Origin of the sequence: Nocardia canadensis (assembly GCF_032656385.1) — a bacterium.
Lineage (GTDB): Bacteria > Actinomycetota > Actinomycetes > Mycobacteriales > Mycobacteriaceae > Nocardia > Nocardia canadensis.
The window spans coordinates 265,740-280,308 of the sequence record NZ_JAVCWB010000008.1 but is presented as its reverse complement, the minus strand read 5'-3'; the positions used below and the strand labels follow the sequence as shown (position 1 = coordinate 280,308).

Here is a 14,569-nt window from a genome sequence, read left to right as displayed (position 1 = left end):
CGGCGTACATGCGTACTGACACGATTCGAATAATCGGCGGCTACCAAACAGATTTCGCACGAAACCTCACCCGGGAAGGCCTCGATGTGTCCGACCTGATGCGCGAGGTCGTCGAGGGCACCCTCGCCGACTCCGGGCTGGATGTCGGCGACATCGGCGTCGTCCACGTCGGCAACGCCTTCGGCCAGCTGTTCACCGGTCAGGGGCACCTGGGTGCGATGCCACCCTCGGTGGTCCCGGACCTGTGGGGTGTGCCCGCCACCCGGCATGAGGGTGCCTGCGCATCGGGATCGCTCGCGGTGCTCGCCGCCATGGCCGACATCGAGTCCGGCCGCTACGACTGCGCCCTGGTGGTCGGAGCCGAACTCGAGAAGACCGTGCCGGGCGACCTCGGCGCCCGGCACATGGGCACCGCGGCCTGGGCGGGCCGCGAGGGCACGGACGCAAAGTTCATGTGGCCGTATATGTTCGACAAGATCGCCGACGAGTACGACCGACGCTACGGTCTCGCCGACGAACACCTGTGGGCCATCGCGGAACTGAACGCGCGCAACGCCGGCCGCAACCCCCTGGCACAGACCCGGGATTGGGACCGGACCGCGGCGTCGTTCAGCGCCGACCCGATGGCCAATCCGCCCGTCGAGGGCCGCCTGCGCAAGGCGGACTGCGGGCCGCTCACCGACGGCGCCGCCGGCGTCGTCCTGGTCCGCTCCGACCACCCGGCCGTGCGGCGGGACGCGGCACGGCAGTCGAGCATCCTCGGCTGGGGGCACCGGACCGTAGGGCTGTCCCTCGCGGAGAAGCTCTCGCGCAGCGCCGAGGACACGTTCGTCTTCCCGCACGTGCGCGACACGATCGGCGACGCGTTCGCCCGCGCCGGGATCGCCGGCGTAGACGACCTCGACCTCATCGAGACGCACGACTGCTTCACCATGAGCGAGTACCTCGCCGTCGACCACTTCGGGATCACACCGCCCGGGGAGAGCTGGCGCGCCGTGGAAGCGGGCGACCTCGAGATCGGTGGCCGGATCCCGGTGAATCCCAGTGGCGGCCTCCTCGGCGTCGGGCATCCGGTCGGCGCAACCGGTGTGCGGATGCTGCTGGACTGCCACCGCCAGGTGACGGGCCGAGCGGACGCGTACCAGGTCGAAGGCGCGCGCCGGGCCGCGATGTTGAACTTCGGCGGAAGCACCTCGACGACAGCCAGTTTCGTCGTCGGGCACTGATCGGAATCAGGAGAGGAACATGGAGATCGAGGTACTCGGGCGCGCCCTGACGACGTTGCCCGCAGACGACGACCACCCGTATCGCACCGGCGCGTGGCGCCCACAGACCGTCGAGCGCAGTGCCGACGATCTCGAGATCGTCGGCGAACTGCCGGCCGACCTCGACGGCGTCTACCTGCGTAACACCGAGAACCCGGTGCACCCGGCCCTCCAGGGCCGCTACCACCCGTTCGACGGCGACGGCATGATCCACGCGGTCGGCTTCCGGGACGGCAAGGCGTTCTACCGCAACCGCTTCGTCAAGACCGACGGCTTCCTGGCCGAGCAGGAGGCCGGGGGGCCGCTGTGGGCCGGCATCGCCGAGAATCCCGAACGATCCGTCCGCCAGGACGGCTGGGGGGCGCGCGGCCGGATGAAGGATGCGTCCAGCACCGACGTCATCGTGCACAACGGTAAGGCACTCACCAGCTTCTGGCAGTGCGGTGACCTCTACACTCTCGACCCGACGACACTCGAGACGGTGGGCAAGGCTACGTGGAACGGACAGTTCCCGACAAGCCTCGGCGTATCGGCGCACCCGAAGGTCGACGAGCGAACCGGCGAACTGCTGTTCTTCAACTACAGCACCGACGCCCCCTATATGCACTACGGCGTCGTCGATGCGCAGGACCGCCTCGCCCACTACGTGGACATCGAACTGCCCGGGTCGCGCCTGCCCCACGACATGGCGTTCACCGACAACTACGCGATCCTCAACGACTGTCCGCTGTTCTGGCTGCCCGAGGCGCTCGAGGCCGGCCGCTACGTCTCACGCTTCCACCCCGACATCCCGCTGCGACTCGGCGTGATTCCGCGGCGGGGAACCAGCGATCAGATCCGCTGGTTCGAGGCCTCCTCCACGTACGTGCTGCACTGGACCAACGCCTACGAGACCGGTGACGAGATCGTCCTCGAGGGCTTCCACCAGGAGCACCCGGAGCCCGAGGACACCGGAGACGGCGGGATCTACCAGCGGATGTTCCGATTCCTGGCCCTCGACCGGATGGGAACCCACCTGCATCGGTGGCGGTTGAACCTGCGCACGGGAGAGGTTCGCGAGGAACGACTCTCGGACAGCGTCACCGAGTTCGGGATGATCAATCCCCGGCACGCCGGTCGCTCGCACCGCTACACCTACGCCGCCACCGGCCGCCCCGGCTGGTTCCTGTTCGACGGCCTGGTCAAGCACGACACCGTCACCGGACAGGAAGAGCGCTTCGTGTTCGGCGACGGCGTGTTCGGCAGCGAGACAGCGATGGCGCCGCGCGTCGGCGGCACCGAAGAGGACGACGGCTATCTGGTCACGATCGTCTCGAACGTCGACGAGGACCTGTCGGAGTGTCTGGTTTTCGACGCCGCTCGTGTCGCGGACGGGCCGGTGGCGCGGATTCGCCTGCCGGAGCGTGTCTCCAGCGGCACGCATTCCACCTGGGCACCGGGTTCGGCCCTGCCGCGGTGGCGAACGAACGACGACCCGACGGAGGCGATAGGACTCGATCGCCCCGGGCTATAGTTCTGGGGATGTCCGATGAGCATGCACCCGACGCGGAGCCCAGGACTCCGACCGCCGGGCGCATGCTCACCCCGGGCGGGGACAACTCCATCGCTGTGGCCCTGGGACTCCTGGGAGACGAGTGGAACCTGTGGATCCTGCGCCACTCCTTCCAAGGGGCCAAGCGGTACCGCGATTGGATGGGCGCGGGTGGAATCTCGCACGCCGTGCTGTCCTCGCGACTGGCGGTGCTCACCGATGCGGGGCTGCTCGAGCGGACCCCCTACCAGGACAGGCCCGCCCGGTACGAGTATCGGCGGACCGCCTGCGGTCAGGAGCTGTGGTCGATTCTGCTGTCGGTGTGGTCATGGGAATTACGGTGGGCGCCCGATCGCGGCGTACTCCCCCTCATGCGCCACACCACGTGCGACCGGCACTTCACACCGCGCCTGGAGTGCGCATCGTGCGGGTCCCCCGCCGACGCCCGTGACGTCGTCGCCGAGATGGGCCCGAGCGGCGGTTGGACGCGCAGCGTCCCCGCGGCCTCGAACCGACGGCGATCGAGTGGCGCCGTCCGGATGCCCCACGTGCTTCCACAGACGATGGATCTCATCGGCAACAGGTGGTCCGCCGCGATGCTGGGTTCGGCGCTTCTCGGCGCCCGACGCTACAGCGAGTTCGCCGAACGGATGCGGGCGTCTCCGACGATCGTGGCCGAGCGGCTGCGCACCTTTACCGAGCTCGGTGTGCTGAGCGAAACGCCCAGCACCGAACGTGCCGACCGGACGACCTATCACTTGACCGACAAGGGACGCGCCTTTTTCCCCGTCGTGGTGGCCATGATCGCTTGGGGCCAACGGTGGTTCCCGGCCCCCGAAGGGGACGCGATCGCGTTCACACACGTCGCGTGTGGCGACGGATTCACACCACGGTTCTCGTGCAGCGAGTGCGGTGGTGAACTGGAGCCGACCACCGTGATGGTGGAGCCGCGATCCGCGCATGTCGATCGACGAGGCCTTCCACACCTCGATTGAACTCCTCCGAGCCGACGGGGCTGCCTGGCGCCGTGGCGGATCGCGGGATCACCCACGGCGCAAGGCCGCTCCGCGTCTCGGCGGCTCAGCCCGCTTGGGGTTCGGTAAGTTGATCGCTGCGGATCCAGCATGCATGGAAACCGGACGGCACGCGCTGCGGTAGCAGCACTCGCGCAATCGGACCCGCGGCGACATCCTGAGCGTCGAAGATGTCGATCTCGCCGCGATTCTCGGCCTCGTCGTTCACGAAGCAGACCAGGTAGCCGTCGGTCTCACCGGTCGATCCGTCGCGCGGCGCGAACGGTGCTTCGGCACCCCAGCGCCCCGCGCCGAACTTGTGCTCCTCCTTGGTTCCGGTCAGGGAGTCGAAGCGCACCAGGCCGTCGAAGAGCAACATCGGCTCGTGTCCGAGGCTCATGCTGTAGGAGTAACGATGCGACTGCCCCACGATCCGCGAATCCACGCTCGGGAACTCGAGGTTCGCGTCGTCGAGCGGGGTTTCGGTCGTCGTCCCTGTCCGCAGGTCGAACCGGTATCGGTAGAGCTGCGCATCGAGACGCATATAGGCGAGCATGCTCGCCAGTGGATGATCGAAAGTCGTCTGGTGTTGCGGATTCTTGACCCGGCAGACGTCCATGATGATCTCGTCGCCCTGCTCCCAGGAGTTGACGACGTGGTAGATGTAGCACGGCTTCGCCTCGAACCACCGCACCTGTGCGCCGGTGCCGTGCCGCGGGATGACCGCGAAGCGCGAGGGCAGTGCCCGGTCGTAGAAGATGCGGTACTTGCCCGCCCGCCGGGCATCCTGATCCTGGACCAGCGGCAGGTCCATGAGGATCGAGTAGTTCTGTGTGATCGCGATGTCGTGCGGCAGCCGCGGCGCCGGCAGGTCGATCTCGGTCAGATGCGTCTGTTGTCCGCTCGGCCCGATGATGCCGTAGCGCAGGAAGTTCTGGTCGGGACCGTAGTCGAACCAGATGAGCTCACCGGTCGACTCGTCGACCTTCGGATGGGCCATCATGTCACCGGCGAAGGTCCCCAGGAAGTCCTGGGCGCCGAGCGTTTCCAACGACAGGGGGTCGATCCCGTACGGGGTGCCGCACAGGTACCAGGTGGCGAGAACCTGACCGCGGTGGAAGATGACGTCGGTGTTGGCGGCGTCCTTGATCCCCAGTCCGTGGCCGTTGCCCCACGGGTTGTTCGCGGGGTTCTCCATCAGTCCGGTCCACAGCGCGCGACCGGCCGCGGATTCCTCCGTGAACGCGCGGGTGCGGACGTATCGGTTGCGATAGCGGACCTTGCCGTTGTCGAAGTGAGCGGCGTGGATCATGCCGTCGCCGTCGAACATGTGGTAACGGCCCGGGGCCGCGAACTGCCGGTTCGGACCGTTGCGCAGGTAGACACCGTTGAGATCGTGGGGAATCTCGCCGATCACCGGCAGATCGTCGAGCGTCAATTCCTCCTGCACCGGCGCGAAAACGCCGAGGAGGTAAGGGTTTTCCGCGGTGCTGTCCGCGGGGCGCGCGACGGCAATCGGGGCCTCGCTCGCCGATGGCTTCGTGTTCGTCATCGAGTGTTTCCTTTCGTCGAATGACCTATGCCCCGGTTCGCGGGCTCTTCAGGGGTGGAATATCAACTGAGTGCAGCGGAACAGGGCGATCGTGCTGCCTTGGTCGTCGCGAACGGTCGCGTCCCAGATCTGTGTTCGTCGGCCGCCGTGCATGCGGACCGCGGTCGCGGTGACAACCCCCGACCGCGCCGTGCCCAGGTAGTTCGTCTTGAGTTCCACCGTGGTGAAACCGGTGGCGTCGGCAGGCAGCGCCAACCGGGTCCCGATCCCGCAGGCGGTGTCCGCCAACGCGACCACGCTCGCCGCATGGAGGTATCCGTTGGGGGCGAGCACCCGTTCCTGAACGGGCAGTTCGCCGACGACCTGCTCCGCAGTGGCCGCGAGGATCCGCATGCCGATCGTGCCCGGCAAGCGGCCCGTGAGCATGTCCGTCAGTTCCTCGGCGAGTGGCCGATCCACGCCGGTCGGGGTCGGTCGCGACGCTGCCACCGGGGATGCCTTCTCACTCACGGTTCAGCCTTCTCGAGCGATCTCGCTACGCAATGTGCGGCGTTGCAGCTTGCCGATCGGGTTGCGGGGCAGTTCGTCGACCGTGACGAGTTTCTCCGGCAGCTTGAAGGATGCGACGTCCTTGGCGCGCAGGAAGGCGACGAGGTCGTCGAGTACGACCTCCTGCTGCGAGGCGGGAACGACCACCGCGCAACACTTCTCGCCGAGAACTACATCGTCGTAGCCGACGATCGCGACATCGGCGACCGCTGGGTGTTCGAGGAGCAGGCCTTCGATCTCTGCCGGCGCGATATTCATCCCGCCCCGGATGATGATCTCCTTACTGCGGTCGACGAACTTCAGGTACTCGCCGGACTCGCCGCACAGCTCGAATACATCGCCGCTGCAGAGGTATCCGTCGTCGTCGAACGGGCTGCTCGCCGCCGTACCGGCGAGGTAGCCGGCGAAGACGGTCGGCCCCTTCAGCCGCAGCTCGCCGCGACCGCTGACCTCCGTGACCACCTCGCCCGTCGCTAGGTCGACGAGCCGGACCGACGTCCGCTCAGCCACCGCCGTGACCCACGTCTTGCCGGTCGCGCTGTAGTTCGGGAGATACTGGGCGCGCACCATCGGATCCGGCGTGTCCGACGGTGCGCCGAGCAGGCAGACGCCCTCGTTGGAGCCGAAGAAGTTGATCACCTCGATGCCGAGATCGTTCTGCCAGTCGCGGACGACGCCGGGGGGAAGCGGTGCGCCGCCCGAGCCGACCGTGCGCAGCGACGACAGGTCGAACGTGGTGCGTAGGCTCGAATTCTGCAACAGCATGCTGAGAATCGCCGGCGGCATACTCGTGTGGGTGGCTCGGTGCCGCTGGATCTGATCGAGGTACACCGCAAGATCGAGCGGGTGGTGCTGGACCAGGTGCCCGCCGCTGAGCAGCCATGGCAGCAGCGATGTCGCGAACCCCGCCATGTTGACCATCGGAAAGGGCCCGACGATGACCGAATCGGGCTGTGCCTGCAAACCGTCCTGCACGGCGTGCCCGATGGCCAGCCAATCGGCGTGACACCGGGGAACGCCCTTCGGCGCGGCCTCCGTACCGCTGGTCCAGCAGATGGTGAGGCAGTCGTTCACGGTCCGTGTGAGCCTCCGCTGCGCACACCGCGCCGCGTCGACCTCGTCCGCGGCGGCCGGGTCGCGGTCCAGCGGCACACCCACACCGTCGGCGGCTGGTCCGAAGGTGAAAACGTGCCGCAGGCAGGCCAGCTCGGCGGCCAGGGACAGTGCCTCCTCATGGGGCCTGCGGTCATGCAGGCTGGTCGTGGTCACGACGCCGACCGCTTCGGAAGCCGCCACGATTCGGCTCAGCTCGTGTCGCCGGTAGGACGCCGGCATCGGTGCCGCGATCGCCCCGAGTCGCCACAACGCGAAGTACGTGGCGGTGAGGGCAACCGAGTTCGGGAGCAGCACCGCGACCACATCTCCCGGGCGCACGTGGCTCGCATGGAGTTTCGCGGCGATGTCATCGACCTTCGCGGCGAACTCGGCCCAGGTCAGGGACTGCGGAGTGAGGCCGGCGAGTTCCGGCAGATTCCCGGGGTCGGTGACCGCGGGTGCGCCGGGCCGGTCCCGGACGTGTCCGTCGAGGAGGTCGAGAACGGTGTCCCGGCGCCACCACCCGCGAGCGAGATGGTCCTCGACCCGGTCTTGCGGATGACACGCGCGTAAGCGGTTGGAGGACAGGTTGTCCGCAGTGACGTTCATGGGTTCCACTTCCTTGGACGCTCGACGGGTGCGGGCGCTCATCCGAGTCGCCGGACAACTGCGGCGCCGCCGAGTCCCAGCGCCGCCGGAATGGTGATCAACGCGTACTCGCCGTCGACGCGACGCAGCTGATCGAGTGCGTTGACCAGCAGTGCGCCGCCGGCGGCGCCGAGCGGATGGCCGGTCGCCATCGATCCGCCGTTGGGGTTGACCCTGTCCGGGTCGAGCTTCAGCTCCCGCATCATGACGAGCACCGAGGCCGCGAAGGATTCGTTCGCTTCGACGACATCGAGTCGGTCGGCGGAGATCCCGGCGTTGCCGAGGGCACGTCGCGCTGCCACCACCGAGGCGGTCAACAGCGGAGAGCGCACCGCTGCCTGCGCGACGCCGACCACCTCCGCCACGGGTTCGGACCCGATGCGGGTCGCCGCGGCTCCGGTGCCGAGCACGGCAGCAGCCGCGCCATCGCAGAGTTGCGGAGCCGTCGCCGCGGTGTGCAGCCCGACGGCGGGCCGCGGCGCACCGGGTAGCCGCTCCGCCACTCGCTCCCAGAGCGGATCCCGACCGAACAGCGGCGCCAAGTCCGCGAGACCGGCCAGGCTGATGTCGTCGCGGGGTCCCTCGTCCGCGGTGAGGATCGTTCCGGTGTCGGAACGCACCGGCACGATCGAACCGGACCGGGGTGCGGCGAGGGCACGGCGGTGCGAGGTGACGGCGCACTCGTCGAGTTCGGCTCGCGTGAATCCGTACTGCGCGGCGGTAAGATCCGCCGAGACGCCGATCGTCACGAATCCGGTCCGTTCGCCGAGGTCGGCGTCTTCCGCGAAGGCGGGCCGGTCGGACATCATCGGCACGCGCGACATCGATTCGACACCACCGGTCACCACGACCTCCGCGATGCCCGCGGCGATCTTGGCGGACGCTGTCTCGATCGCGTCGATTCCCGAGCAGCACAGTCTCGACACCACGCCGGCGTTCACGGCGTCGGGCCAGCCTGCCCAGAGCACGGCGGCGCGGGCGACATTGCCGCCCTGGTCTCCGACCGCGGTGCTCGTCCCGATCACGACGTCGTCCACCACGTCCGGCGACAAGCCACGCTCCTGAACGGCCGAGAACAACTGGGCCAGAAGGTCGTAGGCGGGGACGTCGGCGAGGGTACCGCCGTGTCGGCGGACCCGGGCCTTGGGAGTGCGAACGGCGTCGTAGATGTAGACGCCGTCGGAGAACTGGGACACAGACTTCACCCCCGCACCTGGCGGCGATCCTGGACCATACGGAATCGGCCGGCCACGAAGGACTCGTCGGTCAGCGTCGCGTTGCCCGCCGGATTGAGACCGGTGACGTGATAGTCGCTGTAGGCGGCCGCGTACTGCATCGGCATCGAGGAGACCAGATTCGCCGACAGCGACGCGCCCGCATCCGCGTAGGCGTCGGCGATGGCGTCGACGGCCGCGTCATCGGTGCAGTACAGGTACGAGCTGATGGCGCCGTGCCGACGGACGCTCGCGGTCGCGTGCTCGACGGCGGATTCCCGGTCGGCGCAGTCGATGACGAACGCCACGGGTCCGAATTGCTCGCCGTCGGGCAGCGGGTCGCCACGCCGTGGATCGACGCGGACCAGCAGCGGGGTCACCGCCCGCGCCTGCGGGTACTCGGGATGGACGTAGGCCGAGGGGCGACGCACCAGGGTGCCCTCCGCCGCCGCCCGGTCGGTGAGGGCGTCGAGCGCCTGCCGGGTCGCTTCCGACTGCAGCGCACCGCAGACGGCGGCGGCGCGGCGCGGCGCGCCCGCGAGGTCGTCTATCGCCGAGCGGAGGGCGGCGACCACGTCGTCGCGGGAGACGGGGCCGTGGTCCGTGCGGACTCCCGCGTCGGGGATGTAGATGTTCTGCGGCGTGGTGCACATCTGCCCGCTGAACAGCGACAGGCCTCCGGCCAGAGTGCGCATGGCGGCGGGCAGGTCCCGGACCGAGTCGAGGATGACGGTGTTGACGCCCGCGGTCTCGGTGAACACCAGAGTGTTGTCGACGTTGCGCTCGAGCCATGTCCCGAAGGACTGGCTGCCGGTGAAGTCGACGATGCGCGTCGCGGGATCTGTGGCCAGCCGGGCGGCGACGGGATCATCGACGGTGTCGACGACGAGTTGGATCGCGTCGGTGGGCAGCCCGGCCTCGGCGAGGACCTCACGGATGACGCTCACGGCCACTGCCGTTGCCAGCACCGAGCGCGGGTGTGGTTTGACCAGGACCGGATTGCCGGTGGCGAGGTTGGCGAGGATCGCCGGGTAGGCGTTCCAGGCCGGGAACGATGCGCAGGCGATGACCAGTGCCGTACCGAGCGGGCGTGCACGGAACCGCTTGCGCAACGTCACCTCCGACGTGCCGAACGTCTGCTGCCAGGTCACTTCCGGGGGCACGCGGCTCATGGCCGCCCACGCCATCGCGACGGCTTCCAGTCCGCGGTCCAACGCGTTGGTCCCGCTCCCGCTGCAGGCCATAGCGAGACTCTGCCCGGTGGTGTGGGACGTGATCGCGGCGAATTCCCGACCCCGCAGATGAATTCGGTGCAGAGCCTCGAGACATACCCCGACTCGCAGCTCTACGTCGGCGTCGCGGAGGGCCACCGCCGCTCGCGCAGCGCCGCCGAGCGCTTCCTCCGCCGAAGGGGCGCTGTAGGTGACGTTCAGAGCCTTGCCGGTATAGGGCGACACCTCGTCGGCCGTGATCCGGCTGGGTGTCTGCACCGAAAGGCACAGGGTTGCTCCATCGTAGGAACCGACGATGTCTTCCGCCTGCCCGCATTCGGGCGGGGCGATGGCGGTGTATCCGGTCCACGCGGAGCGTGTCTGATTGGCATCTACTGCGGCCTGCAGTAGATCGCGATGTGTTTCGAAGAACATGAAGGCTCGTTCCTGTCGACGGGGGTGCGACTGGGCGACATCGGCGGGTCCGCTGCGGAGAGATGGGCCGCGGCGTCCCACGCGCCGGTCACTACTATTATTGAAGTGAAGCAAGTCGCACAAAGATTGTCAACGGTCGACTTCTCGGCAAGGCGGCGCTGCGCCGATCGCGCGCCAACCGCGGCAGGCAGGGCGGCCGGACCGCGCTGTCAGGCTTCGAAGATGACGGTCGTGCGTTGCAGATTCACATCGCAGCCGCGGCAGCGCAGGGCGGGCCGCAGTGGGTTGCCACAGCCGTCGTGGCGCAGCCTCGGCCCCAGCTGCTCGGCCGGTACACCCGGGTGCGCCGTCGGTGTCCAGGCGAGAAGAAAGGCGAAGATCGGGAACAGCGCCCGCCCCCGGGGCGTCAGCACGTACTCGCGGCCGCCGTCACCGCGGGCGAGTATCTGCACGTCGGAGAGACGGGTCAAGCGTTCGGTGAGGGTCGTGGGTGAGATCTTCAGGATCGACTGGAACTCACCGAAGCGCCGGACACCCGACAGGGCGAGGCCGGTGACCAGCGCGCTCCACCGATCCCCGATCGCCTCCATCACCTCGGTGAACTGGAGATCGGCCCGGCTCAGGGCCGGCGAGTTCCGGGTCGACCGCCGACGACTGCCACGCGCCACCATGACCAGAGAGTCACGGTCCAGCTCGAGCCTCGCGTCTCGCGGCTTGACGGTCTCCCCGCAGTGCCCGCACACCAATTCCGGCGGGCCTCGATGCCCGCAGTCCACATGGACCATTTCGGGCTGGAGCAGCCCCTCGGCGGACCATTCGCGTTGCCACGACCACACACTGACCAGGAACTCCCACGTCGCGAGACCCAGGTCGGTGAGCATGTAGTCGTGCCGCTCGTGGCCTCCCGGCTGTGGGCGCCGCACCATCAGCCCCGCCTCGACCAGCGCGTTCAGGCGCGACGACAGCACCGCGGGCGGTGCCCCGGTCCGGTCGATCCACTGACTGAATCGCCGCACGTGGTCGACGAACGCGTCGCGAAGCACTGCGACGGTCAGACGGTCGCCCAGGAGGTCGATCGTCTGCGCCACCGGGCTCGGCGCCATCGCAGCCCCAGCCTCGTCGACCACAGCCACCCGCCTTCCCGAACCGGCGCCCGTCGCACCGATCGCGTCAGGCCTCCAACACAATAGCGATGCCCTGCCCCACCCCGATGCAGGCCGAGGCGACGCCGATTCCACCCCCGAGCCGTCGCAGGTGCCGCAGGCAGTCGATGACCACGCGAGCGGCGGACGCACCGAGCGGATGTCCCATCGCGATCGCCCCACCGAAGGGGTTGACCCGATCTGCCGAAATGCCGGGTAGCTCACGCAGACACGACAGAACCACCGCCGCGAACGCCTCGTTCAATTCGAGGACACGGACGTCCGCGGGCTTTCGCCCCGCCCGCTCCAGCGCCTTCCCGATCGCCGCGACCGGAGCCAGCGCGAACAGTTCCGGCTCGATCCCCACGACGGCCGACGCCAGAACCCGCCCGAGCGGCTCGACACCGAGTTCCTCGGCGACGGCTCCGCTCGCCACCAGCGCGGCGACCGCACCGTCACTGACCGGCGACGAGTTCCCCGCCGTGACGCTGCCGTTCGGGGAGAACGCCGGCTTCAGCGCGGCGAGCGCGGCACGATCGGCCGCACGGATCGGCTCGTCACGTTCGAGGCCCGCTTGCCCAACCACGAATCCGTCGTGCACACCGTCGGCCCACCCGCGGGTCGCGAGTTCGTGGGATCGCAGCGCCCACTCGTCCTGCTCACCGCGCCCGACGCCCTGACGTGCAGCCACCAGTTCGGCGGAGCGGCCCAGGGATTCGACCCACGGTGCGGGAAATCGGGGGTTCGTCATGCGCCATCCGACGGTGGTGGACACCAAGTCGAGCGCGCGCGGGAAGGCCGAGTCGACCGGAGGCAGGACATAGGGTGCCCTGCTCATACTCTCCGAGCCTCCCGCGAGCACGATATCCGCGTCACCGACCGCGACCCGCCGGGTCGCGGTCAGCACCGCTTCGGCGCCGGATCCGCACAGTCGATTGACCGAGACACCAGGGATCGTGTGGGGCAAGCCCGCGAGCAGCAGCGCCATGCGAGCGATATTGCGATTGTCCTCACCTGCGCCGTTGGCGTTTCCCCAGACGACGTCATCGATGCGGGCAGGATCGAGCCCGGGGTGTCGGGCGACCAAGCCCGCGATCGGCAGCGCCGCGAGATCGTCCGCGCGGATGGACGACAGCGCACCCCGAGCGGAACCGAACGGCGTTCGAACCGCGTCGATCACCCACGGTGTCCGCCCGTCCCCTGCCGAAGTCGCAAATCGGGTCATGCCGCGCTCCTCTCCTGCCGGCGCCGAACTGTTGTTGCGTAAACCGGGCCGACTGATGTCTACTTCAATAAGTGTAGCGAATTGGAGGAGTAGGGCTCACATGTCTATCGCCAGTGTGGTGCGCGTCGCAGCCGCGCGCTTCGGTCCCGACGTCGCCGTGGAAGACGGCACGACCTCGCTCACGTTCAGGGAACTGTCCGACCGTGTCCACCGCCTCGCGGCAGGCCTCGCGCAGATCGGGGTCGAGCCAGGGCGCACCGTCCTCGTGCTGTTGCCCAACTCGACGGCCGCCATCGAGATCGACCTCGCGTTGACCATCGGGGGCTATGTCCGCGTGGCGCTCAATCCACGGGTGGGCGAGCGGGATTGGGTGCGCATCATGGCGGACTGCGCACCCGCGGCGCTGATCTTCGATCCAGCGGTCGCCGGTGCGCGGGAATTCGCCCTGCGGTCGCCAACCGAGATCGTGATCGCGGCCGGCGCGGGAGATGACCTTCCATCACTCGACGACGTCCTCGCCCGGGCACCGGAGAGTTTCGCACTGCCCGACCTGGACCCCCGGTCGCTGTGCGCCCTCCACTATTCCTCCGGGACGACCGGAGTACCGAAGGGCGCGCAGCGATCGCACGCCAACAGACTGGCGTCGCTTCGCGCGATGCGTGAGCACGTCCTGGCGGGCACCCTGGACGGTGCCGAGCGCCCGGTCTTCGTCCACGCCGGGCCGATCATCCACACGAGCGGGCTGTTCGTTCTCCCGCTTCTCGAGGCAGGCGCGCGCCAGGTCATTCTCGATCACGCTCGTCCCGCGGACGTGATCGCCGCTGTCGGACGCCACGCCGCGACACACACCGCGCTCGTGCCCACCGTCATCGCGCGGATGCTCGACTTCGACGACGCCCGGCTCACACCGATGCGGAGGTTGCGCATGCTGGCGTACGCCGGAGCGCCGATGCCGGTCGAGCACATCCGCCAGGCGTACCAGCGGATCACGCCGAATCTCGTCCAGTACTACGGAATGGTCGAGGCGATCCCCCCGCTGACCGTGCTCGATGCCGCCGACCACCACCGCGGGATGACCGACGATCCCCGCCTTCTCAGCTCGGTCGGGCGGCCCTGCCCAGGAATCGAGATCGAATTCAGGGATGGCGACCGCCCCGTTCCCGACGGTGAGATCGGCGAGCTCGTGGTCAGCGGCGCGGCGGTCAGTCCCGGATACCACAATGCGGGTGCGCGAACGGATCTCGGCAAGAACCACGCGGACGGCGTCCTGTACTCGGGCGACCTCGGCCTGCGGACAGCCACCGGCTGTATCCATCTGACCGGCCGGAGCAAGGACATGATCATCACCGGCGGCTACAACGTGTACCCCCGCGAGGTCGAAGAGGTCATCTCCGGCATCGCCGGCGTGAACGACGTCGTCGTGGTGGGACTACCGGATTCCGTGTGGGGACAGCGCATCGCCGCCGCCTACACGGTCCACTCCGGTGCCGCCCTCGACGACGACAGTCTCCTCGCCGAGTGCCGAGACCGCCTGCCGGACTTCAAACGCCCCAAATCGGTCCACCGGGTCGAGGCAATCCCCCTGACACACCTGGGGAAGGTGGACCGCACGAACGCGGCACGCATGCTCGAGCGCCGCACGCAGGGCGCCTCTTCCCCATTCACCCACTGAACCGCTGACACCCCACT

General features: G+C 68.5%; 11 protein-coding genes. 4 read left to right on the top strand and 7 right to left on the bottom strand.

The features are described from left to right. The first annotated feature begins 8 nt into the window (after window positions 1–8). The 3 genes from Q7X29_RS15000 (at window position 9) to Q7X29_RS14990 (ending at window position 3,791) form a co-directional block, all read left to right on the top strand. The gene (locus Q7X29_RS15000) at window positions 9–1,226 is read left to right on the top strand and encodes an acetyl-CoA acetyltransferase (RefSeq protein ID WP_316575362.1); all 1,218 of its coding nucleotides are present in this window, start codon (window positions 9–11) and stop codon (window positions 1,224–1,226) included. A 19-nt stretch (window positions 1,227–1,245) separates the two neighbouring features. After that, window positions 1,246–2,778: a carotenoid oxygenase family protein gene (locus Q7X29_RS14995; RefSeq protein WP_218719012.1), complete on the top strand. Its 1,533-nt coding sequence runs from the start codon at window positions 1,246–1,248 to the stop codon at window positions 2,776–2,778. Between the two features lie 62 nt (window positions 2,779–2,840). Continuing rightward, window positions 2,841–3,791, top strand: a complete 951-nt coding sequence (locus Q7X29_RS14990; RefSeq protein WP_316574450.1) for a winged helix-turn-helix transcriptional regulator — start codon at window positions 2,841–2,843, stop codon at window positions 3,789–3,791. An 85-nt stretch (window positions 3,792–3,876) separates the two neighbouring features. Here Q7X29_RS14990 and Q7X29_RS14985 read toward each other — a convergent pair whose 3' ends face one another. The 7 genes from Q7X29_RS14985 to Q7X29_RS14955 form a co-directional block, all read right to left on the bottom strand. After that, complete coding sequence (locus Q7X29_RS14985) at window positions 3,877–5,361, bottom strand: carotenoid oxygenase family protein (RefSeq protein WP_316574449.1); 1,485 nt, start codon at window positions 5,359–5,361, stop codon at window positions 3,877–3,879. Window positions 5,362–5,409: 48 nt separating this feature from the next. Continuing rightward, window positions 5,410–5,871, bottom strand: coding sequence for a PaaI family thioesterase (locus Q7X29_RS14980; protein ID WP_316574448.1), 462 nt, complete (start codon window positions 5,869–5,871; stop codon window positions 5,410–5,412). A gap of 3 nt (window positions 5,872–5,874) precedes the next feature. After that, window positions 5,875–7,614: a class I adenylate-forming enzyme family protein gene (locus Q7X29_RS14975; RefSeq protein WP_316574447.1), complete on the bottom strand. Its 1,740-nt coding sequence runs from the start codon at window positions 7,612–7,614 to the stop codon at window positions 5,875–5,877. A 38-nt stretch (window positions 7,615–7,652) separates the two neighbouring features. Continuing rightward, on the bottom strand, window positions 7,653–8,858 hold the full coding sequence (locus tag Q7X29_RS14970; protein WP_316574446.1) for a thiolase family protein: 1,206 nt from the start codon (window positions 8,856–8,858) through the stop codon (window positions 7,653–7,655). Beyond that, window positions 8,855–10,513 carry an aldehyde dehydrogenase family protein gene (locus Q7X29_RS14965; protein ID WP_316574445.1) on the bottom strand — a complete coding sequence of 553 codons (1,659 nt, stop codon included), beginning with the start codon at window positions 10,511–10,513 and terminating at the stop codon, window positions 8,855–8,857. The genes Q7X29_RS14970 and Q7X29_RS14965 overlap by 4 nt, the downstream gene beginning before the upstream one ends. A gap of 209 nt (window positions 10,514–10,722) precedes the next feature. Further along, a complete protein-coding gene (locus Q7X29_RS14960) occupies window positions 10,723–11,640 on the bottom strand; it encodes a winged helix-turn-helix transcriptional regulator (RefSeq protein ID WP_308248519.1) in 918 nt (305 codons plus the stop codon). 43 nt (window positions 11,641–11,683) lie between these two features. Next, window positions 11,684–12,880 carry a thiolase family protein gene (locus tag Q7X29_RS14955; protein ID WP_316574444.1) on the bottom strand — a complete coding sequence of 399 codons (1,197 nt, stop codon included), beginning with the start codon at window positions 12,878–12,880 and terminating at the stop codon, window positions 11,684–11,686. Between Q7X29_RS14955 and Q7X29_RS14950 the strand changes: the two genes are divergently transcribed. Beyond that, a complete protein-coding gene (locus Q7X29_RS14950) occupies window positions 12,780–14,552 on the top strand; it encodes a class I adenylate-forming enzyme family protein (RefSeq protein ID WP_316574443.1) in 1,773 nt (590 codons plus the stop codon). The two genes, Q7X29_RS14955 and Q7X29_RS14950, sit on opposite strands and share 101 nt — an antisense overlap. Window positions 14,553–14,569: the final 17 nt, after the last annotated feature.